This window comes from Roseovarius conchicola (assembly GCF_041403425.1).
GTDB lineage: Bacteria > Pseudomonadota > Alphaproteobacteria > Rhodobacterales > Rhodobacteraceae > Roseovarius > Roseovarius conchicola.
This window is the reverse complement of sequence record NZ_JBGEHK010000001.1, coordinates 367,735-389,020: the sequence shown is the minus strand read 5'-3', so window position 1 is coordinate 389,020 and position 21,286 is coordinate 367,735. Positions and strand designations below refer to the sequence as shown.

Annotated in this window: 18 protein-coding genes; 7 read left to right on the top strand and 11 right to left on the bottom strand. The window is 59.2% G+C overall.

The features are described 5' to 3' along the window. The first annotated feature begins 57 nt into the window (after window positions 1-57). The 4 genes from V6N02_RS01760 (at window position 58) to V6N02_RS01745 (ending at window position 3,570) form a co-directional block, all read left to right on the top strand. Entirely contained in the window at window positions 58-714 is a 657-nt protein-coding gene (locus tag V6N02_RS01760) for an SDR family oxidoreductase (protein WP_371223705.1), read from the top strand. Window positions 715-900: 186 nt separating this feature from the next. Next, entirely contained in the window at window positions 901-1,683 is a 783-nt protein-coding gene (surE, locus tag V6N02_RS01755; RefSeq protein WP_371223703.1) for a 5'/3'-nucleotidase SurE, read from the top strand. Next, window positions 1,680-2,336, top strand: coding sequence for a protein-L-isoaspartate(D-aspartate) O-methyltransferase (locus V6N02_RS01750; RefSeq protein ID WP_371223700.1), 657 nt, complete (start codon window positions 1,680-1,682; stop codon window positions 2,334-2,336). Before surE ends, V6N02_RS01750 begins: the two co-directional genes overlap by 4 nt. Window positions 2,337-2,403: 67 nt before the next feature. After that, window positions 2,404-3,570 carry a peptidoglycan DD-metalloendopeptidase family protein gene (locus tag V6N02_RS01745; protein ID WP_371223698.1) on the top strand — a complete coding sequence of 389 codons (1,167 nt, stop codon included), beginning with the start codon at window positions 2,404-2,406 and terminating at the stop codon, window positions 3,568-3,570. A 79-nt stretch (window positions 3,571-3,649) separates the two neighbouring features. Here V6N02_RS01745 and V6N02_RS01740 read toward each other — a convergent pair whose 3' ends face one another. The 9 genes from V6N02_RS01740 to V6N02_RS01700 all read right to left on the bottom strand — a co-directional run bounded on the left by V6N02_RS01740 (window position 3,650) and on the right by V6N02_RS01700 (window position 11,936). Further along, window positions 3,650-4,477, bottom strand: coding sequence for an SDR family NAD(P)-dependent oxidoreductase (locus V6N02_RS01740; protein WP_371223696.1), 828 nt, complete (start codon window positions 4,475-4,477; stop codon window positions 3,650-3,652). Then, entirely contained in the window at window positions 4,474-5,310 is an 837-nt protein-coding gene (locus V6N02_RS01735) for an ATP-binding protein (RefSeq protein ID WP_371223694.1), read from the bottom strand. Before V6N02_RS01735 ends, V6N02_RS01740 begins: the two co-directional genes overlap by 4 nt. Next, the gene (gene tatC, locus V6N02_RS01730; protein WP_371223691.1) at window positions 5,307-6,305 is read right to left on the bottom strand and encodes a twin-arginine translocase subunit TatC; all 999 of its coding nucleotides are present in this window, start codon (window positions 6,303-6,305) and stop codon (window positions 5,307-5,309) included. The genes V6N02_RS01735 and tatC overlap by 4 nt, the downstream gene beginning before the upstream one ends. Continuing rightward, window positions 6,302-6,901, bottom strand: coding sequence for a Sec-independent protein translocase protein TatB (gene tatB, locus V6N02_RS01725; protein WP_371223689.1), 600 nt, complete (start codon window positions 6,899-6,901; stop codon window positions 6,302-6,304). Before tatB ends, tatC begins: the two co-directional genes overlap by 4 nt. An 8-nt stretch (window positions 6,902-6,909) precedes the next feature. Next, window positions 6,910-7,134: a twin-arginine translocase TatA/TatE family subunit gene (locus V6N02_RS01720; protein ID WP_371223687.1), complete on the bottom strand. Its 225-nt coding sequence runs from the start codon at window positions 7,132-7,134 to the stop codon at window positions 6,910-6,912. A gap of 130 nt (window positions 7,135-7,264) precedes the next feature. Next, window positions 7,265-8,308: an ABC transporter ATP-binding protein gene (locus V6N02_RS01715; RefSeq protein WP_371223685.1), complete on the bottom strand. Its 1,044-nt coding sequence runs from the start codon at window positions 8,306-8,308 to the stop codon at window positions 7,265-7,267. A 147-nt stretch (window positions 8,309-8,455) separates the two neighbouring features. Then, window positions 8,456-9,622: a M24 family metallopeptidase gene (locus tag V6N02_RS01710; protein WP_371223683.1), complete on the bottom strand. Its 1,167-nt coding sequence runs from the start codon at window positions 9,620-9,622 to the stop codon at window positions 8,456-8,458. A 61-nt stretch (window positions 9,623-9,683) separates the two neighbouring features. Next, window positions 9,684-11,051 carry a sodium:proline symporter gene (locus V6N02_RS01705; protein WP_371223681.1) on the bottom strand — a complete coding sequence of 456 codons (1,368 nt, stop codon included), beginning with the start codon at window positions 11,049-11,051 and terminating at the stop codon, window positions 9,684-9,686. Between the two features lie 105 nt (window positions 11,052-11,156). Beyond that, on the bottom strand, window positions 11,157-11,936 hold the full coding sequence (locus V6N02_RS01700) for an SDR family oxidoreductase (RefSeq protein ID WP_371223679.1): 780 nt from the start codon (window positions 11,934-11,936) through the stop codon (window positions 11,157-11,159). A 161-nt stretch (window positions 11,937-12,097) separates the two neighbouring features. Here V6N02_RS01700 and V6N02_RS01695 point away from each other — a divergent pair, with 161 nt between their 5' ends. From V6N02_RS01695 to V6N02_RS01685, 3 genes are all read left to right on the top strand, one after another. Beyond that, a complete protein-coding gene (locus tag V6N02_RS01695) occupies window positions 12,098-13,111 on the top strand; it encodes a Hint domain-containing protein (protein WP_371223677.1) in 1,014 nt (337 codons plus the stop codon). A gap of 57 nt (window positions 13,112-13,168) precedes the next feature. After that, on the top strand, window positions 13,169-14,776 hold the full coding sequence (locus V6N02_RS01690; protein WP_371223674.1) for a peptide chain release factor 3: 1,608 nt from the start codon (window positions 13,169-13,171) through the stop codon (window positions 14,774-14,776). Between the two features lie 85 nt (window positions 14,777-14,861). After that, window positions 14,862-15,818 (top strand): glycosyltransferase family 2 protein, encoded by a 957-nt coding sequence (locus V6N02_RS01685; protein ID WP_371223672.1) that lies wholly within the window; start codon window positions 14,862-14,864, stop codon window positions 15,816-15,818. Between the two features lie 97 nt (window positions 15,819-15,915). On the opposite strand, the gene V6N02_RS01680 is transcribed toward V6N02_RS01685, so the two are convergent. Together V6N02_RS01680 and V6N02_RS01675 are read right to left on the bottom strand one after the other, a co-directional pair. Further along, the gene (locus V6N02_RS01680) at window positions 15,916-18,654 is read right to left on the bottom strand and encodes a calcium-binding protein (protein ID WP_371223670.1); all 2,739 of its coding nucleotides are present in this window, start codon (window positions 18,652-18,654) and stop codon (window positions 15,916-15,918) included. Between the two features lie 243 nt (window positions 18,655-18,897). Further along, complete coding sequence (locus V6N02_RS01675; protein ID WP_371223668.1) at window positions 18,898-21,267, bottom strand: M10 family metallopeptidase C-terminal domain-containing protein; 2,370 nt, start codon at window positions 21,265-21,267, stop codon at window positions 18,898-18,900. Window positions 21,268-21,286 lie beyond the last annotated feature (19 nt).

Genomic DNA, 21,286 nt, shown 5'->3' with positions numbered 1-21,286 from the left:
GCAAAAGTCAAGTCGCGAGGGCTTGCTTTTGGCGCTCAGGAATGGGATTTGCCCCCTATGAACAGTGTTGAGACACCAAAAATCGCCCTAATCACCGGGGCCTCCCGTGGCCTTGGCGCTGCGTTGGCCGAGGCGCTCTGTACCTCACATCACATCGTTGCCCTGGGGCGCACCACCGGCGCGCTGGAAGAGCTGGATGACCGCATTCTGGCCAAAGGCGGCAGCGCCACGCTGGCCCCGATGGATGTCACCAACATGGATGCGATGGCACAGCTGTGCCGGTCTATCTATGACCGCTGGGGCAAGCTGGACCTGTGGGCGCACACCGCCGTACATGCAGCACCTTTAACACCCACAGCCCATCTGGATAGCAAGGATTGGGCGAAATCCGTAGCGTCCAATGTCACCGCCACCGGACAGTTGATCCCGTTCATCGCCCCCCTTCTGGGCGAGGACGGTCAGGCCCTGTTTTTCGAGGATGATCACGCCGGACAGAAATTCTTTGGTGCCTATGGCGCCAGCAAGGCCGCACAGATCGCTCTTGCACGCAGCTGGCAGGCCGAAACGGTCAAGACCGGGCCAAGGGTTCATGTCCTGTCACCCAACCCTATGCCCACCGGCACGCGCGCCCGGTTCCACCCCGGCGAGGATCGTGACGGGCTGGCGAACATCCACGCCGAAGCCGCGCGGTTGCTCAAGCAGATCACGGTGTAAGCGCCTCAGTATTGGCCCGACTGACGCTCTGATATCTGAACGCTCAGCAACCATCCCAAACCGGCATCCGGGCCGCAGGCTGTTGGCCTCGCCCCCGATCACCCACCCATTCCAATTCTCTACTGCTTCACCTTGCCCCTCCAGCAGCGCACCGCTACTAAGTTCAAAACACCAAAGGGACACGCTTTGCGCATTCTCATCACCAATGACGACGGCATTAACGCCCCCGGCCTTGACGTCATGCACGACATCGCGACAGAGCTGGCAGGCCCCTCGGGCGAGGTTTGGACCGTGGCCCCGGCGTTTGAGCAATCTGGCGTGGGCCACTGCATCTCCTACACGCGCCCGATGATGATCTCGCAAATGGGCGAACGTCGCTTTGCCGCAGAAGGCAGCCCTGCGGATTGCGTGCTGGCCGGTTTGCACGACGTGATGAAGGATACCCCCCCCGATCTGGTGCTCTCGGGCGTCAATCGCGGCAACAACTCGGCCGAGAACGCGGTTTATTCCGGCACAGTGGGCGCGGCGATGGAGTCCGCATTGCAAGGGGTGCCTGCTATTGCGCTCAGCCAATACTATGGCCCCGCCAACAAAGACCTTGAGGATACGTTCGAGGCCGCGCGCGTGCATGGCCTGCAAACCTTGCAGACGCTTTTGGACAAGGGCGTGTGGACCAAGGACGATTACGGCATCTTCTACAATATCAATTTCCCGCCGGTGCCTGCCAAGGACGTTAAGGGCCTGCGCGCCGCGCGTCAGGGGTTCCGCCGGGACATGGGCTTTGGCGTGCAACCACACACAGCCCCGTCAGGCCGCCGGTTCCTATGGGTTACAGGCGCGCCGCAACAACAACCCACCTCGCCCGGCTCGGACGCAGATGTGAACCTGCAAGGCTATATCTCGGTCACCCCGATGCGCGCAGACCTCACGGCACATGACGCACTGGAGGCCCTGACGGCAATCGAATGACGGATGTCGACCCCGATATCGCCGAACGCAAAATGCAGTTCCTCTTCGCTCTGCGTTCGCGCGGGGTGACGGATGCAAGCGTGTTGGGGGCGATGGAAAAGGTGGATCGCGGCCTGTTCATCCGTGGCACCTTCGCCGATCGCGCCTATGAGGACATGCCCCTGCCCATTGAATGCGGCCAGACGATCAGCCAGCCCTCGGTCGTGGGGTTGATGACACAGGCTCTGAAACTGACCGGGCGCGAAAAGGTGTTGGAGGTCGGAACCGGCTCGGGCTATCAGGCCGCGATCCTCAGCCTGCTGGCGCGCCGGGTCTATACGGTGGATCGCCACAAAAGCCTTGTGCGTGCCGCCAGCCAGATCTTCCGCGACATGGATCTGACCAATATCACCACGCTGACATCGGATGGCAGCTTTGGCCTGCCCGATCAGGCGCCGTTTGATCGCATCATTGTCACGGCCGCCGCCGAAGACCCTCCGGGGCCCCTTTTGGCCCAGCTGAAACCGGGTGGGATCATGGTTGTGCCCGTAGGCCAATCCGACGCCGTACAGCACCTGATCCGGGTCACCAGAACAGAAACCGGCTATGACTATGACGAACTTTTACCCGTGCGCTTTGTCCCGCTTGTAGAAGGGCTGGGCCGCGACGGGTAAACTATGATATATAGCAAGTAGCAATGAAGCCCCGGCCAACAAGGGGCAGTGATGAGGACTGATCGAGATGAGCTTCCGTATTCCCTATGCCCCGCTTTTGGCAGGCAGCGCCGCACTGACGCTGGCCGCCTGTGACGAACCCCTTGATCTGGATATGCGCGGGATTTTCGGCGACGCACCCAGCACCGCCCAAGCCGCGCGCAACGCCACCGCAGATCGCCCTGAACCCGATAGTCGCGGGATCATTTCCTACCCCGGCTATCAGGTGGCCGTGGCGAGGCGTGGCGATACCCTGGGATCACTTGCGGCGCGGATCGGGGCGGATGTGAACGAGTTGGCCCGCTACAACGGGATGCAACCCGGCGATCCCCTGCGCAAAGACGAGATCATTGCGTTGCCAGGGCGTGTGGCGGAACCGGCCGGTGGACCAATCCAGAACCCCGATCGGGTCGATATCACCACCCTTGCAGATGGCGCGATCCGCTCGGCTGACACAGCACCTGTAACAGCAACCCCGCTAGGCGCTGCGCAGGTTGGCGTCGAGCCTGTGCGCCACAAGGTGGTGCGCGGTGAAACCGCATACACCATCGCGCGGCTTTATGATGTCTCGGTGCGCAGCCTGGCCGAATGGAACGGCCTTGGCAGCGATTTTTCCGTCCGCGAAGGTCAGTACCTGTTGATCCCCGTGGCCTTGCCCGGCAACTCCACACCCAAGTTTGACCCAGCGGACGTGCCCACCACGCTGCCCGGCACCGGCAGCCCCACGCCAACCCCTCCAAGCGCCTCGAAACCCCTGCCCGAGAATGACACGCGGCCAGCGGCAGAACCCGTAAAAACCGTCGCGGCCCCTGATCTCAGTGGCACTCAGACCAAATCTTCCAGCAACGCAAGGATGGCCTATCCTGTGCGGGGCGACATCATCCGCGAGTATTCCAAGGGCAAAAATGACGGCATAGACATTGCCGCCTCGCCCGGCACGCCGGTCAACTCGGCCGCGGACGGGGTGGTTGCCGCAATCACCGAGGATACCAATGGCATCCCGATCATCGTCGTCAAGCATCCCGACAATCTGCTGACCGTCTATTCCAATGTGGAAAGTGTTGCCGTCAAGAAGGGCGATTCCGTTTCACGCGGTCAGAAACTGGCTGCGATCCGCAAGAAGGGCACTGCTGCGCTGCATTTCGAGGTGCGCAAAGGGTTCGACAGTGTAGATCCGATTCCGTACCTGAACTGATCTGGCTGCGTAGGGTTGCGAGCGGCACCCAGCGCGGGCAGGGTTTCATGCTGTTAACAGGCTGGCTCCCAAGGTGCCGTCAAAGCCCCAACTGTATCCCGCCCGCCACCGGCAGGTTGATCCCTGACACATAGGCCCCCTGCGGCCCGGCCAGATACAGAACGGCCTGCGCGATATCTTCTGGCGTGCCGGCATCGCGCAAGGCAACAGCCTCGTATCGGCGCTGCTTCATCTCATCAAGGGACACACCCTCGGCTTCAGCCAGCCGGGTGTTCGAGGCGGCATGCATGTCGGTCATGATATAGCCCGGGCACACAGCGTTGCAGCGAATGCCATCGACTCCGAATTCGGCGGCGATGGTCTTGGTCAACCCAGTGATCCCATGTTTCATCGCTGAATAGGCCCCGAAAGCAGGGCGTCCACCCAAACCCCCGATAGAGCCCATGTTGATGATCCGTCCGGCTTTCTTGGCCTGCATGCCGGGGATCACCGCCTGCGACAATCGCATTGGGCCCAGCAGATTTACCTGAAAGCTGACGTCCCATTGCTCGGGTGTGCTGTCCATAAAGGGTCCTGCCCCGGTCACGGTCCCGGCATTGTTGACCAGTATGTCGACACCCCCAAACGCGTGAGCGGCCTTGATCACGGTGGCAATGTCATCAGCTCTGGTCACGTCCAGCGCCAGTGCTTTGGCCAGCCCGCCCGCCACAGTGATTTCGGCCACCACCTCGTCCAAAAGGTCCATCCGTTCGCGTGGGCCATCTTCGAGCGGGTGCAAGCCCGGTTGGTCAGTAACCAACACAGTCGCGCCTTCGTCAGCCAACAGCTTGGCCGTGGCGCGGCCAATCCCACGAGGGGCCGCACAGCCAGTGATCAAGGCACATTGCCCCGCGAGAACCCCGCTCACAGCGTAACCCCTCGACGGCCTGCCAGATCGGTAAAGTACTGCCACGCCACCCGACCTGAACGCGCCCCGCGCGTGGCCTGCCACTCAATCGCCTCGGCCCACAGCGTTTCCTCGTCGATCTCAACGCCATACGCGGCACAATAACCCCGGATCATCTCAAGATACTCGTCCTGCGAACAGGGATGAAAGCCCAGCCACAGACCAAATCGGTCGGACAGCGACACTTTCTCTTCGACCGCCTCGCTGGGATTGATCGCCGATCCGCGCTCATTCTCGATCATATCACGCGGCATCAGGTGACGCCGGTTGGACGTGGCATAGAACACCACGTTCTCGGGCCGCCCTTCGATCCCGCCATCCAGAACAGCCTTGAGCGACTTATAGTGCTGATCATCATGGGAAAAGCTGAGGTCATCGCAAAACAGCAAAAAGCGATGCGCGCTGGTCCGCAGAAGGTTCAGCAGCCGCCCCACGCTGGGCAGATCTTCGCGCTGCAGCTCGACAATTTTCAAGCTGAGACCTTCGGCACAAACAGCCCCATGAATGGCCTTGACCAGCGAGGATTTTCCCATCCCCCGCGCGCCCCAAAGCAGGGCGTTATTGGCCGGAAGGCCCCGGGCAAACTGACGGGTGTTTTCCAACAACGTATCACGAGAGCGCCCAATGCCGACAAGCAGCCCCATGTCGATCCGGTTCACTTGCGCCACAGGTTCCAGACGATCCGGCTCCACATGCCACACGAAGGCATCGGCGGCGTCAAAATCCGGGGCCTCAAGGGGCGCCGGGGCCATGCGTTCCAGCGCAGCGGCGATCCTTTCGTAAGGGTCGCTCACGACTTGCCCTTCTCGGCCTCGCCCTCGTCTTCGTCGAATTCGGCTAGCAGCTCATCGTCTTCGGCTTCGGCCTCGTCGTCGTCATCTTCAAACCACACGCCCTCTTCGCGCAGGCGCGCCTCGCGGTTTTTTTCAACCCGGCGGACAAGAAAGATCGAAATCTCGTAAAGGCCGTAGACCACGGTGAACAGGATCAACTGCGTGATGACGTCCGGCGGGGTGACCAAAGCGGCCAGCAGCAGGATGCCGACCATGGCGTATTTGCGCACACCGCCAAGACCCTCGGCACTGACCAGACCGGCTTTACCCATCAAGGTCAGCAGCACCGGCAGCTGGAAACACAGGCCAAACGCCATGATGAATTTCAGTGTGATATCAAGACTTTCATTGACCTTCCCAAAGAAGGTAATGCGCAGCCCCTCATCCGTCGCAGGCACTACAGCACCGAAATTCTCGGGCACCACCGGCAAGTTGGGATCAACCGTGGTAGGCACCTCACTGACCGCGCCTGACATCAGGTTGGCAAAGATCGAACTGACATCAGCAAAGCCCAGAAAGAACGCCATGGCCAGCGGGGTGACCACAAAATGCGCAAACGCCGCGCCCAGCAGGAACATGATCGGCGAGGCGATCACAAAGGGCAAAAATGCCGCTTTCTCTTTCTTGTAAAGGCCGGGGGCCACAAAGCGCCACAGCTGATGCGCAATCAGAGGAAAGGCCAGGATAAAGCCGAACACCATCGAGATGCGGAACAAGGTAAACAGGTATTCCTGTGGCGATGTGTATTGCAATGTGGGGGCCGGATCGCCCAACTCTCGCAGGGTTTCCTCAATCGGGGCCAGCAGAAATTGCAGAATTGGCTCGGCCACGATGAAGGCCAGGATAATGCCCGCCAGAAAAGCCAGAACCGCGCGGATCAGTCGCGTGCGCAGCTCGGCCAGATGTTCGATCAGCGGCGCGCTGGTGTCTTCAATGTCATCGCTTGAGGTGCTCATGCCTTGTCCTCAGCCGCCTTCTTGGCCGCTGGTTTGCGCTTTGCCGGGGCCTTCTTGGCAGCCGTGTTCTTGGCTGGGGCCTTTGTGGCGCTGGCCTTGGCGGCGGGTTTCTTTGCGGCTGGCTTCTTGGCTGCTGCTTTGGGCGCTGCGGGTTTCTTGGCAGACGCTTTCTTGGCTGCAGCCTTCTTGGCGGCTGGTTTGACCGCTTCGGCCTCGGCTTTTTCCTTGGCCTGACGTTCCAGCGCCATCTCGGCCGACTTTTTGCGAATCTTCTCGGCGGCTTCGGCACGCTCAGGCGACAGCTTGGGCTTGCCGGAATTCATCGTCTGTTCGGTGAAGCTTTCGGTGGATTTCTTCACCTCATCCACCGCCGATTTCATCGGGTTTGCCGCGGATTTGATGGTTTTTTGCAAATCCCCGACGCCGGCATCATCGGCGGCGTCATTCATCGCCTGGCTGAACTCGCGGGCCATCTTCTTGGCCTTGCCGACAAAATTGCCAACAGTCCGGAACATGCCCGGGAGGTCCTTCGGCCCCACGACGATCAACGCCACGATGCCGATGACCATCAGCTCGGTCCAGCCAAGATCAAACATCTAAAGGATCAGGCCTTGTCTTTGTCGGTCTCGGGCGTCACGTCGCGTGCAGCCTCTGCCGCCTCTTCGCTGGCATCGTCGATTTCCTTGGTGCCCTCGGCCACGCCCTTTTTGAACGATGTGATGCCCTTGCCAACTTCGCCCATCAGCGACGAAATCTTGCCGCGTCCAAACAGGACAAGCACCACGACCGCGATCAGAAGAAGGCCGGGAAGGCCAATATTGTTCAGCATTGCATTTCTCCCACTGCCCGGGTCAGGTTCGGATTACCCGGGAATTTCGTCAACTTATCTAAGCCCTTCGGACCCGGGTTGAAAGATGGAATGCACAAGATTGACACGCAAATGTGCATTATTGCGGAAATTAGCGGGTCTGAAACACGAAACATTTGTCACGGCGCAGCATCAGCCACATCACCTTGCCCGCATTTGGCAAGAACACATTGGGCACTGTCGCGCGCAATTTGCTGCCATCGTGATCCATACGAAACTCTACCAGACTTTCGCTGCCCATGAAACGCGCGCGTTCCACCACACCACGCACAGGCGTGCCCATTTCGATGGTCGAGTCCGGCCCGCGCCCCGAGCGGTCAAAGTCAATCTTGACATGTTGAGGGCGAATTACGATCTCAACCTCCTGCCCGTCAGGCACACCGGGCGTCAGAAACTTCCCAAACGCGGTTTGCGTCAAAGCGCCTTCAGATTTGCCCCGTATCACGTTGATATCACTAAAAAATGCAACAGCCTCGCGATCCTTCGGGGCATTGAAAATGTTGTAAGGCGCGCCCTGTTGAACAATCTCACCGTCGCGCATCAGGGCGATTTCATCGGCCATGCGCATGGCTTCCTTCGGTTCATGCGTCACCAGCAGGACAGCGGTGTCCTCTTCACGCAGAATCTCAAGTGTTTCATCCCGAATGCCATCCCGCAGACGGTTGTCGAGCCCTGAAAACGGCTCGTCCATCAGCATGATCCGGGGGCGCGGGGCCAGGGCACGGGCCAGTGCCACGCGCTGCTGTTCACCACCTGAGAGCTCGTGGGGGTAGGACTCGCCATAGCTGCCCAATCCCACCCGTTTCAGCAACTCGGCCACTCGTGCTGCCTTGTCGCCCTTGTCACCACTCAGGCCAAAGGCGACGTTTTCGCCGACCTTAAGGTGGGGAAACAGCGCAAAATCCTGAAACATCAAGCCGATATGGCGTCGCTCGGGCGGGATGCGAAAGATCGTGTCGCAGACCAGATTGCCATCAACCCAAATCTCGCCGCTGTCCTGCATCTCGACCCCCGCGATCATCCGCAAGGTCGTGGACTTGCCGCAGCCAGAGGGGCCCAGCAGGCAGGTCACCTGCCCCGGTGCCACCTTCAACGAGACATCATTGACCACGACGCGCCCCTCATAGCGACGCATGAGGTTCTTGATTTCCAGTCTGGGAACAGCTTGCTCCAACGGGGCCTCTTGTCGATTATCCGATCAATTTAATCGGGTTAAGCTTGCCGCCAGATAGCAACCCAGTGCGCCGCGCGCAATAGCGACCGGGCCAACGATGTGCACCCATCATCCGTGAATCAACGGCACGCGGGGCACATGGGTAATGATCTCGGGGGGGCCTTCGGTGATAATCGCCTGCTCGGCCACGGCCATCGACAGACCTGTATGCCGGTCATTCAGGATCATATGCGTGAAGAAAACCATGTTCGGCTCCAGCATGACCAGATTGCCAGCCTGAATCAGAGGCTGCTCCATCCATGTGGGCGGCCAAGCCGCGCCCATGGTATAACCACAGACGGTCAGCACCGCATCAGCTTCGTCGTGATCGACCAGAGTGTCGCGATACGTATCAAAAATCTCCCCTACCGTGGTGCCCGGACGCAATCTGGCCTGGACCGCATCAAGGGCCTTCACACTGACCTCATGCATTTTCAGATGGCGCGGGTTCACATCGGGTCCGGTCAGGACCACCCCCATCCCCGCGGCGTGGTAGTGCCGCCAGGCCAGGCCCAGTTCCAGCGTGACTTGATCGTTCTCCCCTATATGACGCCGTCCCGATGTATAACGCAGGTTCAGAGCCGCATCCCCTCCGCCAATGGGTGGAATATGCGCCGGAAGATCGGCCCCCAGCCGGAACAGCGTCTCGTAGAATGTCGCGTATATATCGCCCTCAAAAGCCCCCGGTTGTGTTGCCTCAACCGTCGCCGCAAAGGCCTGATCCAGACATTCGCCCGCCTTGCGAAAGTAGTCCAGTTCTGCCGGGCTTTTGATCAGCCGCAACTCGCGAATGAAATCTGGTGCAGCGGACAGGATGCACCAGTCGGACAGGGCCGCTTCAATCTCTAGATAAAGCCGCGGGGTCAGACCCATCGTGTCGACCTGAATGCCGATCCGTTTCCCCGCCATCCCCAAATCGCGCAGCATGTCCCGGATATGCTCTGCCCGCGACTGATCCGCCCCATCCAGCGAAACGCGGATATCCGAACAAGAGGAGGAATAGCCGACATTGCCCAGATCCGCCGGGCGCACCAGATGGGTCAGCCCACCATCTGCCCCCATAAACAGGCACCCAAAAATGCAGAAACCGTCAGATTCATAACCTGTCAGCCAATAATTGTCCTCGGCCTTGAACACCAACAGCCCATCAAGGCCCAATGCAGCCATCCGGGCACGCGCCTTGTGCTGGCGGTCAGCATATTCCTGACGATCAAAATGCAGATAGGGTTTTGGCATCCTGGGGCCTCCTATGAATTGCCCCAAAGCTAGACCCGGAAACACCTGGCTTGCAAAGGCTTCATGCGTTGCGGCGCGCGCCAAGCAACACGGAAAGCGTACTCACAAGCAAAACAGCGATGCAAATCACCAGCAATTGCTCGTATTTATGCGCTTGGGGCAGCACAGCCGCGAAAAGACCATCACGCGCGAAATACGCCACGGCGCCCAGCATTGCGGCGCCAAACGCCACCAGATAAGCCGAAAGCGCCACCGGGCGCCCCAAAACCAATCCGACGATCAGGACGGGGGTCAGGAACATGCTGGCCGTGCCACTGACGGCAACCGCGTCAAACAGGCTTTGATTGCCCCAAAGGGTCAGGGCCGCACCCAGAAGCATGAAAATCACCATCGCGCCGCGCCCTCCGGCAAGGCTGCGCGGGGCCAAGTGCAATTCATCCACCACCAGCCGCGCCGCCGAGGCCAGCGCCGAATCAAGCGTGCTGAGCGCGCTGATCAAAAGTGACACCAGCAGAGCCACATAAATCCACGGCGGGAACATCTGCGCCCAGGTGCCCAGCAGCTCCCCCTCATACTCAGCGTCGCCAAGGGCGGCCTGAATGCCAAACATGCCAAAGGCGATGATGCACAGGCTGGAAATCCAGAACGCGTGCAGGAAGGATTTCCGCGTGGTCGATGGATCGGCCAGAAACCCGCGGTCCATCATCACCGGATCATGCACCGGGTAGGAAAACACCTGCAGGAACGCCACCAAAAGCAAGACCTGCCCGTTCCATGACCCCGAGCTGCCGCTAGCGGTCAAGACCGCAGAGATATCGAACCCGGGGCTGACGATCAGGGCCAGAAAGGCGGCGAAAAAGACCACAAGAAAGACGCCCATCTGCAACACATCCGTGCGCAGTGCCGCGCTCAGGCCTCCCCAGGCGCTATAGGCCAGCCCCAGCAGGGCTACGAGGACAATCGCCCCTTCCTTGGCCAGTCCCACTTCGGGCAAGGCCGCGCCAAAGATCAGACTAACGACCAGCAGATTGGCAAAAACTTCCGACAGCAGGCGCAGCGCAATCACCAGATTGTAGCATCCCACCCCCAGCTGACCGAACCGCGCGATCAGCCAGTCCTGCACCGATCCGGCACCGGCATCGCGCAAGCGGCCCACCACAAACCCGCCGGTCAGGAACGAGCCGTAATAGGCCGTGTAGGCCAGCACCCCCCAGATGCCATAGAAATAACCCAGAATGGCGGCATTCATCAGTGAGCGAGCAAAGATCCAAGTGGTCACCTGGCTCAGCACCAGCATCCAAAGACCTGGCGCGCGGCCATCTTCGGCACGCCCCCCGAAAAATCCGTCAATCGTCGCGCGGCGCGGGGCCACGGCCAGACTGGCCAGAATGACAAGGGCGAAAATCACAAGGATGGCAGTGGCTTGCATGGACGAGGATCCTTTAAAACTCTCCTCGCCCTAACAATCACACTCTGGTCCGGCCAGCCCGTTTCGCCACGTTCCCGTAAACGTGAAAACCCGTGTGCAAGCCGCCTAGAGCGTGGCGTTTACGCTGCCACCATCCAGCAAGAGGTTTTGCCCAACGATATAGCCGGCATGCTGGCTGCACAGAAACGCACAGGCCGCGCCAAATTCATCGCTGGTGCCGTAACGCCCGGCGGGGATCGTGGCACAGCGTTGCGCCTTGGCCTCGTCCATCGAAATGCCCTGAGCCTTGGTCACACCTGTATCCAGCGCCACGGCGCGGTCGGTGGCATGAATGCCGGGCAGAAGGTTGTTGATATTCACACCATGCCCGGCCACCTGCCGCGCGGTGCCTGCCACATAACCCGTCAGACCGGCACGCGCCGAATTACTCAATCCCAGCACGGCAATCGGCGATTTTACGGACTGCGAGGTGATATTAACCACCCGTCCCCATCCCCGCTCCATCATCCCCGGTAAAAGAGCTTTCATCAGTGCGATGGGTGTCAGCATGTTGGCATCAAGAGCCGCGATAAAGTCATCCCGATCCCAGTCACTCCACATGCCCGGCGGCGGACCACCTGCATTGGTCACAAGGATGTCGACATCACCCGCCTCGGACAGGACTGCATCGCGTCCCTCATCGGTGGTGACATCGGCGGCCACGGTAACCACTTCGACACCGAAGTCATTGCGAATGTCAGCGGCGGACGCCTCAAGCGCTTCAGCTCCGCGTGCGTTCATCACCAGATTGACCCCGGCCTCGGCCAGCGCCCGGGCACAACCCAGGCCCAAACCTTTGCTGGACGCACAAACCAGTGCACGTTTTCCGTTGATGCCCAAATCCATTCCGACACTCCCTTGTTTTACGCTGAATCGTGGTTAGCATCCTTGCCTCCCCCAATGCCAGCAAAACACCAAGACGTTGACCCTTTGACGCCATAATCCTAGGCTACCTCATTCACCGGGGAGCACGCACCCCGTTTGGTTACACAGGTCCTGTCACGTTCATGCCCACGCAGTCGCGCAAACCGGCCCAGTCTATTCCTGTCTATCCGGCAGGGGACTTTACCGTGGTGAATGGTGCCAACCTGGGCGATCCCGTCTCTTTCGCGGACGAGCTTGATCTGGATGACACCTATGAGTTAGGCGTCAATGCGCGCCTTGAGCCGATTTCCCTGCTCGCCGATGCCTCTGGTCATTTTACCGTGGCCGAGGGCTCATCGCTTGGTCATCCCGGTGCGCAGGTCTTTCTGGACAGTTGCCTGACATTGATGTCGGCCAGTGGGCAAACCACCGAGGTGCTGGTTCTGGTCGAAGTGGACGATCAGGGCGACGTCGAAGACGTGTATGCCCTGCCGCTGGCCAAAATGATGCCCCGCACGGGGTATTCTCTGGTCGGCATCAACCGCGACACCGCCCGTCAGCGCTATGCCGAGGTGGCCTGCGTGTCCTTTACCCGAGGCACGCATATCACGATAGCTTCTGGCGAACAGCGCCCGGTCGAAGAGCTTGAGGTGGGCGACAAAATCCTAACCCGCGATGACGGCATTCAGGAACTGCGCTGGGTCGGGCATTCCACCACCCGCGCGGTCGGTGAGTTTTCCCCGATCCGCATCAAGGCGGGCACGCTGCACAATGAAAATGACCTGTTGGTTAGCCCGGATCACCGGCTGTTCATCTATCAACGTTCGGACGCTTTGGGCGCGGGCCGCTCCGAAGTGCTGGTACGCGCGCGTCATTTGGTGAATGGGGACACCGTTACCCGGCAGGATGGCGGCTTTGTGGACTATTTCCAGCTTCTGTTTGATGAACATCAGATCATCTATGCCGAAGGCATCGCCGCGGAAACCCTGCTGGTCGACACCCGCACCCGCGCCGCCCTGCCGGACGAGCTAACCGGCCCGCTTGCCGACAGCCTGCCCGAGCATGCCAATCGCCCACATCAGGCCTTCGAGGTTGAAGAGACGTTGCTGAAAGATCTCGACGCCGCCGAACTCCTGCGTCGCGCCTCGACCAGTTAAGGACAGCCAACGCGCTTGTTATTGCGCCGCGATGCCCGGCCCGCTATACGCCGCAGCATGTCAGATATGCCCTCAAACCGCCCCGACTTGCCGCCCGAAATTGCGCGGCGTCGCACATTCGCGATCATCAGCCACCCGGATGCGGGCAAAACCACGCTGACCGAGAAATTCCTGCTATACGGGGGTGCCATTCAGATGGCCGGGCAGGTCCGTGCCAAGGGCGAAGCACGGCGCACGCGGTCGGACTTCATGCAGATGGAAAAGGATCGGGGCATCTCGGTTTCGGCTTCGGCAATGTCGTTTGATTTCAATGACCTGCGGTTCAATCTTGTCGACACACCCGGCCACTCGGACTTTTCGGAAGACACCTATCGCACACTGACGGCGGTGGACGCAGCCGTCATGGTGATCGACGGAGCCAAGGGCGTGGAAAGCCAGACCCAGAAACTGTTTGAGGTCTGCCGCCTGCGCGATCTGCCGATCCTGACGTTCTGCAACAAGATGGACCGCGAAAGCCGCGACACGTTCGAAATCATCGACGAAATCCAGGAAAATCTTGCAATTGACGTCACCCCGGCCTCTTGGCCCATCGGACAGGGGCGCGATTTCATCGGCTGTTACGATCTGATGAACGACCGGCTGGAGCTGATGGATCGGGCCGACCGCAACAAGGTTGCCGAGACGGTGCAGATCAACGGTCTGGATGATCCCAAGCTCGCCGATCATGTCCCTGCCGATCTGATTGATCAGATGCGCGAAGAGATCGAAATGGCCCGCGAGTTGCTGCCCGCGCTGGACTCGCAGGCGGTCCTGGAAGGGCATATGACACCGATCTGGTTCGGCTCGGCGATTAACTCGTTCGGGGTGCAGGAATTGATGCAAGGCATCGGCACTTATGGCCCCCAACCACAACCACAGCGGGCTGACCCACGTCAGATTATGCCAGAGGAATCAAAGGTTTCCGGCTTTGTCTTCAAAGTTCAAGCCAACATGGACCCTAAGCACCGGGACCGTGTCGCCTTCCTGCGTCTGGCCTCGGGGCATTTCAAACGCGGTATGAAACTGACCCATGTACGGTCCAAGAAACCGATGGCAATTTCCAACCCCGTTCTGTTTCTCGCCTCGGATCGCGAATTGGCGGAAGAGGCATGGGCAGGTGACATCATCGGTATTCCCAACCACGGCCAGCTGCGCATCGGCGATACATTGACCGAGGGTGAAGCCCTGCGCGTCACCGGCATCCCCTCTTTCGCGCCCGAATTGCTTCAATCGTGCCGTGCAGGTGATCCGCTGAAGTCCAAGCATCTTGAAAAGGCGCTGATGCAGTTCGCCGAAGAAGGGGCCGCGAAAGTGTTCAAGCCCAACCTTGGGTCAGGCTTTATTGTCGGCGTTGTGGGTGCGTTGCAATTTGAAGTGCTCGGAAGCCGGATCGAGCTGGAATACGGCCTGCCGGTGCGCTTTGAAGCCTCGCAATTTACCTCTGCACGCTGGGTGAAGGGTGACAAACAAGCCATTGATAAATTTATCAATAGCAATAAACAGCACATCGCCCACGATCATGATGGCGACGTCGTGTATCTCACCCGCCTGCAATGGGATATCGACCGGGTGGAACGGGATTTTCCGGATGTCACACTAAGTGCGACGAAAGAAATGATGGTCTGATTCCACTCGTTGTCCTGCCAAAAATATCCCCACCGAAAGCATCCTTTGGTTGCAACCTACAGCCTCGACCCGCAGGATCACGGTTATGAGCACTGCAACCTGGGGCATCGTCTCCACCATCAAGGCCCCGGCCAAAGACATCCTCACCTTCGCGGCCTATCACCTCGATCTGGGCGCGCACCGGGTGCATATCTATCTGGACGAGGATAACCCGCAGGCCCGCCACGCCCTCAAGGCGCATCCGAAATGCCGGGTAACGGTCTGCGATGACGGATATTGGCGTCGCCGCAAAGGCCGTCCGGATGCGCATCAGCCACGCCAGACCGCAAATGCCACCCATTGCTATAACCGGCGCCCAAAAATCGACTGGCTGGTCCATGTCGACGTGGACGAATTCATCTGGCCGCACAGCCCTTTAGAAGAACAATTGGCCGCCATCCCTGACAGCGCGATCAGTGCCCGCATACGCCCGATCGAGGCGCTGGCACCGGACCCCGAAAATCCCCCCTCACCGGGCCGGATCTGGTGCAAGGGCGTCACGCGTCATCGCGGGCCTCGTCGCGCCCAGACTGCCGAGATTTTTCCGACCTATGGCATACATCTCAATGGCGGTTTTCTAAGCCACGTGGTCGGCAAGGTGTTCGTACGCACCGGATTGGAAAAGATCAGCCTGCGCATTCACAACGCTTTTCAGGCAGGCAAGGTCGATGGCAATCCATTTGAGATGTCGGGCACCCTGCTGTGCCACCTGCACGCGCCCAGCTGGGAGGCATTTCGCGATGCCTATCGCTATCGTCTGGAAAATGGCTCCTACCGCGCCGGGCTGAAACCTGTACCTTTGGCCGGGGACGCGGGAATGAATATGCACGGGTTGTTTTCCATGCTTGAAGAGGAAGGCGGCGAAAAGGCCTTGCGTGCCTTTTATGACGAGGTCTGTGTCGCCACACCGGCCCTGCGTGAACGGTTGCTGCATCACAAGCTGTTGCACGGCGTCGCCCTTGACCTCGAGGCCAAGCTGGCGCGCCACTTCCCCGATTACTGACGAAGCGTTTTTGAAAACTCGAGGAAGCGCGCTGCGGTGTTGTCCTGTGCCGGTCGACCCCTAAGACTATGTCACTACACGGTCCAACACCGCTGCCTCAGAAGATAAAGTCCGAGCTGTCCAGATCGCTGATATTGACATTATTCAGCGTAATGGAATTGCCACCGCCAGTGTCGATCACCACGTTGGCGCCCACCTGCGTCGCCGCCCCGCTCGAGGCATTGCCCAGTTCGAGCCCGGCCAGTGTCAGCCCGGTGATCCCCGACAGGTCCAGCTTTTCAAGCCCGTTGAACTCATCGAAATCGCCCACGGTGTCGACCCCGTGACCATCCGCAAAGACGAAGGTATCGGCGTTGAAATCCCCGAAGATCAGGTCATCGCCCGTGCCGGCGTCGATCAGGTCAAAGCCCGAGCCCGCGCCAATGCTGTCATTCCCGCCGCCCGCTTCGATGACGTCATTGCCACTTTCACCAAAGAACTTGTTCGCCGCATCGCCGGACTGGATCGTGTCGTTGCCCGACCCGCCGAAATAGCCGCCAAACCCGTCGAAATCCTGCAACAGGTCATTGCCGGCCCCGCCAAACAGCCGGTCAAACCCGTTGCCGCCATCCAGCGTGTCATTGCCGTCCTCGCCAAAGAGATTGTCGGCCTGATTGCCGCCGTTGATCTCATCGTTGCCGATGCCACCAATCAGCAGGTCAAAGCCGACGCCACCAAAGATCGTGTCATTGCCGGCACCGCCTTCGACCCCATCAACCGAGGTGCCAAAGTTGAAGCCTGCATCGATCCAGTCATCGCCATCGCCCCCAAAGATGCGGTCAGCGCCACTGTCGCCATAGATGACGTCAGCACCAAGGCCCCCTTCGATCACATCGGTACCATCCCCGCCATGGATCTCGTCGTCACCATCGCCGCCAATCAACTGATCGGCGTTGTTTTCGCCCAGAAGGGTATCGTTTCCGTCTCCACCTTCAAGAGAATCGAAACCGCCCCCACCGAGAATGCTGTCGTTGCCGCCGTTGCCCGAAAGCGTGTCATTCCCGCCAAAGCCAGAGATGAAATCGCCATTGGCGCCGCCCGACAATGTGTTTGGATCTGAGTCCCCGATCAAAGCACTGCCTGCGATTGCAGTAAGCTGCGCAAAGGTCAGGGTGTTTCCGCCGTTGAATTCAACGTTTTCTACGTCATTCGCGATAAAGTCGGCACCATCGGCGCTTCGAACGATCAAACCGCCATTCGCAAGAGTGACCACGATACTGTCCTGATCAGCTGCGATCATGGCAAGGTCGGTGCCGTCGCCGCCTTCGATGCGGTCATTCCCTGCGCCACCGATTAGGGTGTCATTCCCACTGTCACCAAGCAGAGTGTCATTGCCGCCAGCCCCGTTGAGGCTGTCATTGCCGCCACGGCCATCCAGAAGCTCATTCGCGCCGCTGCCTGCGATGGTATCGTTCCCGGTCCGTGACCCGCGCACATGTTCGATATTGCTGATCGTATCCGTGAAGCTATTGCCATTATATGTCCCGGTGGCTGTCCCGGCAGCCAGATCGACATTCACCGCATCATAGCCCGAGCGATCGTATCGCAGCCTGTCGAACCCGTCGCCACCATCCAGCGTGTCGTTTCCGCCCCGCAGGATGAAAGATTCATTTGCGGCGCTGCCAAGGATTGAATCGTTGCCGTTGCCAGAGCGGAGTTCCCAGAAATCTCCGGTAATCGTGTCGGTAAACCCATCCTGGGTAATCGTTCCGGCCCCAAGATCTGCAACGACATTCCCGCTGCTAAAGTGATAGGAAACGCGGGCAATACCAGTACCGGTAAACGTGAAATTGATAGTGTCATTGCCTTCGACACCGACAACATCCATCCACTGTTCGTCGCCCAGGGTAATATTGAACGTGTCATTCGCGTCGGTACCGACAACTTGCAAACCCCCGGTTGTCCATCCTGCGCCGAGAACATTGTTGACGTTTACAAGAGTGTCCGTGCCCTGCGCACCTGCATTAATGCTGCCTGTGTTATTGACGCCGTTGATCGCAACGGTCAGTGGGCCAGTCAGATCGTTATGCTGAAGTTGAACGTAACCAGTTACAATTTGCGAAAAGTCAATTGTGTCGCTGCCCAGTCCGCCCTCGATCGAGTCACCGTTGCTGCCGTCATTGTCCCCTGGGTTCAGGGTGTCATCCCCCGTGCCGCCATCCAGAGAGTCATCGCCAGCGTCGCCATACAGCGTGTCATTCCCACTGTCACCATTCAGCGTGTCATTGCCGCCGTCTCCCGCGATGTCATCATTCCCCGCGCCGCCAGAGATATCGTCAGTGCCGTCACCACCGTCAATCGTGTCATTGCCCGATCCACCTAGCAGGTCATCGCCAAAGCTCGACCCGGTGATGTCGACGGGCTGTGTGATCAGCGGCATGATCTCATCCAGAACCGTGTACATGTCATAGCCATCGCCAGCCGTGCTGGCATCAATGGTTATCGGGCTCTGGTTGAACAGGGCCGCTATAGGCCCGTAGTCGTCGGAATCCTCGATGGCATCCAACGCCTGACTAAAGGCCACCAGACTCCAGCTGATTCCCGTGATTGCCCCCTGCACCACGCCGCCTTGGGAAAAACTCATCCCTGTTATCGTCCCACCAAGCGGGTCCCCGTTAGGCGAAAACGCAAAGCCGCTGCCGGTGACTACCGTGGTCACTCCGGTGGCTGTATTAAGCAATGTGAATTGTGTGGATGTTGGCGTGCCAACCACATCCAAATCATTGGTCGTACCATTCGCATCAAAAAATGCATCACCCAAAAAGTCAGTGTTCGTGCCAATAAAGTCGATGTTCATTCCGTCCCCCCCGGGAAAATAAAGTTAGTGTTTTTCTTGGGAGGAACCGTACTGTTTATCCGTGGGATATCAACGAAAATTATCTCAATACCAATACTTTATCCCCCGCAGGAATATGCCCCGCTTGGATAGAGGCAGGATTAAAATATCCACGCAGGATCCCCAACGGATCCTATATCGGTTTGGGGATAAGCGTTTCGCCTTAAGCAAGGGCCTTAAGGCAAAACGCTTTGGTGATCCAAATCAGAAGATAAAGTCCGAGCTGTCCAGATCGCTGATATTGACGCCATTGAGCGTAATGGAATTGCCGCCGCCAGTGTCGATCACCACGTTGCCGCCCACCTGCGTGGCCGCCCCGCTCGAGGCATTGCCCAGTTCGAGCGCGGCCAGCGTCAGCCCGGTGATCCCCGACAGGTCCAGCTTTTCAATCGCATTGAGCGCGTCGAAATCGCCCACCGTGTCGGCCCCGTGACCATCGGTAAAGACGAACGTATCGGCGTTGAAATCCCCGAAGATCAGGTCATTGCCGGTCCCGGCATCGATCACGTCAAAGCCCGCACCGCCGCCGATCGTGTCATTGCCGCCACCGGCCTCGATCACATCATTGCCGCCTTCGCCAAAGAACTTGTTCGCCGCGTCACCGGACTGGATCGTGTCATTGCCCGACCCACCGAAATAGCCGCCAAAGCCTTCAAAATCCAGCAAAAGGTCATTGCCGGCACCGCCAAACAAGCGGTCAAACCCGTTGCCGCCATCCAGCGTGTCGTTGCCGTCTTCACCGTAGAGATTATCAGCCTGGTTGCCGCCATAAAGCTCATCGTCGCCAGTGCCGCCCAGAAGCAGGTCAAAGCCCGCTTCACCAAAGATACGGTCATTGCCGGCACCGCCTTCGACACCATCAACTGCGGTCCCGGTGCTGGACCCTGCGCGGATCAGGTCGGCCCCGTCCCCGCCAAAGATGCGATCGGCCCCGGCCCCGCCAAACAGCTGGTCATTGCCGATGCCGCCTTCAAGCTGGTCGGCCCCGTCCCCGCCAATCAGCAGGTCCTGACCGGCACCACCCTGCAACAGGTCGGCATTGCTTCCGCCATCCAGCGTGTCGTTCCCTTCACCGCCTTCAAGGGTGTCAAAACCAGCACCGCCAAGAAGGCTGTCATTCCCATCGCCGCCCAGGATACTGTCACGGCCGCCATTGCCATGGATCGTATTGGCCGCTGCGTTGCCGGTGATCGTGTCATTGCCAGCGCCGGAAAAGAGATTTTCGATCACCGTTCCGACAGCGATGCCCATCACACCGATAGACGTGCCAATATTGGAGAACATGCCACCGTTGAGGTTGATATTGCTTCCCTGGCTGGCCGACAGGTAGGACAGGTTGATCGTGTCCTCACCACTTGCATCATAGATGGTGAAGGCCATCGGGTTGCCTTGGATATTGCTGCTGGTCGCCCCTGTGGCCATCGCGGCAAAAATCTCGTCCATGTAATTGCCCAGGTTCGACCCCTGGCCATAGGTGGTGTTGCCCGCTGTCGCGCTACTCGCCCCCGGCGCACCATAAAAATCCTGGATGGCAACGATATCCGCAATCATCGGCCCGGCCAGATAGCCAAAAGTAGAATTGGTCGACGTATTCTCGGTCTGGCTGAAATAGGACATGACCGACATCTGCCAGCTGTCATTGGTGAAAAACGCGAAATCTTCGTAGGTGATGGAAACACCCGGTGTCGCGTTGTAATTGCCCAGATGGTTCAACCCTATCGCATGGCCGAATTCGTGCACGAAGGTCTGGAAAGAATAGCTGTCAAGCGAGGTGCCGCTGTTGACCAGCCACTGCTGTGATACATTCAGCTCGACCCCTGCGGCGGTCGAACCGGCATTGGGGTAATAGGCAAAGGCCCCACTATCCTCGTCATCGACGGTGATCATCTCATTGCCCTGGCCATCGTACTGCACAATAAAGTCAAGATTGGCGACCATTTCCCAGGCCTCCATCGCCCAGAGCGCCAGCTGCTGGCCTGCCGCTGTCAGGCCCGAGATATCCACCGTGATCTGGTTCGAACTGCTGGTGTCGAACGTGTATTCGATCCCGCCATTGGTCCCGCTTTTGAGGAACTCGGCCAATTGGTCAACCGTGCCCACAGTGCCGGGAACCGGCGGCGGGGCCACCTCATTTACAGCGAGGTTGTAAGAGCCCGCATTTCCATCCTGGTAAGACGAGACCGCAATATAATAGGTGCCGGTGATCGTGGCGGTATAGGTGATCTGTGCATCAAACCCGCCCCCATCGAGATCGTCATATTCAATGAAGCCGCCACTGCTGTTGTAGAGCGTCAGATCCGTGTCATAGAGCGTGCCGCCGCCTGTGCTGCCCGAACCCAGAGCGTCAATCTGATAGGTCGTGCCAGCCTGAAGCGTAATGGCCACCCAATCCACATCTCCCAGCTGAGCGATGTTCCCCGAAAACGTATCGCCCGGACTCATCGTATAGGTGGTCGAGATGCCCGAGGCCGCATCGCCGCTCTCCGAAATAGTGGCGTTCAGCGGATCGAGAGGACCGTCAAAAACAGGCTCGTCCCCCGTGTGGCGGTCAGGGTCAAAGGTTTGGGTCATCATGCAAATCGTACACATGGGG

Excerpts from the sequence above, each read along its gene's own strand:
- V6N02_RS01760 (WP_371223705.1), top strand. The coding sequence starts at position 58 with ATGAACAGTGTTGAGACACCAAAAATCGCCCTAATCACCGGGGCCTCC.
- V6N02_RS01750 (WP_371223700.1), top strand. The coding sequence starts at position 1,680 with ATGACGGATGTCGACCCCGATATCGCCGAACGCAAAATGCAGTTCCTC.
- V6N02_RS01745 (WP_371223698.1), top strand. The coding sequence starts at position 2,404 with ATGAGCTTCCGTATTCCCTATGCCCCGCTTTTGGCAGGCAGCGCCGCA.
- tatC (WP_371223691.1), bottom strand. The coding sequence starts at position 6,305 with ATGAGCACCTCAAGCGATGACATTGAAGACACCAGCGCGCCGCTGATC.
- tatB (WP_371223689.1), bottom strand. The coding sequence starts at position 6,901 with ATGTTTGATCTTGGCTGGACCGAGCTGATGGTCATCGGCATCGTGGCG.
- V6N02_RS01720 (WP_371223687.1), bottom strand. The coding sequence starts at position 7,134 with ATGCTGAACAATATTGGCCTTCCCGGCCTTCTTCTGATCGCGGTCGTG.
- V6N02_RS01715 (WP_371223685.1), bottom strand. The coding sequence starts at position 8,308 with ATGCGTCGCTATGAGGGGCGCGTCGTGGTCAATGATGTCTCGTTGAAG.
- V6N02_RS01710 (WP_371223683.1), bottom strand. The coding sequence starts at position 9,622 with ATGCCAAAACCCTATCTGCATTTTGATCGTCAGGAATATGCTGACCGC.
- V6N02_RS01705 (WP_371223681.1), bottom strand. The coding sequence starts at position 11,051 with ATGCAAGCCACTGCCATCCTTGTGATTTTCGCCCTTGTCATTCTGGCC.
- V6N02_RS01700 (WP_371223679.1), bottom strand. The coding sequence starts at position 11,936 with ATGGATTTGGGCATCAACGGAAAACGTGCACTGGTTTGTGCGTCCAGC.
- V6N02_RS01695 (WP_371223677.1), top strand. The coding sequence starts at position 12,098 with ATGCCCACGCAGTCGCGCAAACCGGCCCAGTCTATTCCTGTCTATCCG.
- V6N02_RS01690 (WP_371223674.1), top strand. The coding sequence starts at position 13,169 with ATGTCAGATATGCCCTCAAACCGCCCCGACTTGCCGCCCGAAATTGCG.
- V6N02_RS01685 (WP_371223672.1), top strand. The coding sequence starts at position 14,862 with ATGAGCACTGCAACCTGGGGCATCGTCTCCACCATCAAGGCCCCGGCC.
- V6N02_RS01680 (WP_371223670.1), bottom strand. The coding sequence starts at position 18,654 with ATGAACATCGACTTTATTGGCACGAACACTGACTTTTTGGGTGATGCA.
- V6N02_RS01675 (WP_371223668.1), bottom strand. The coding sequence starts at position 21,267 with ATGATGACCCAAACCTTTGACCCTGACCGCCACACGGGGGACGAGCCT.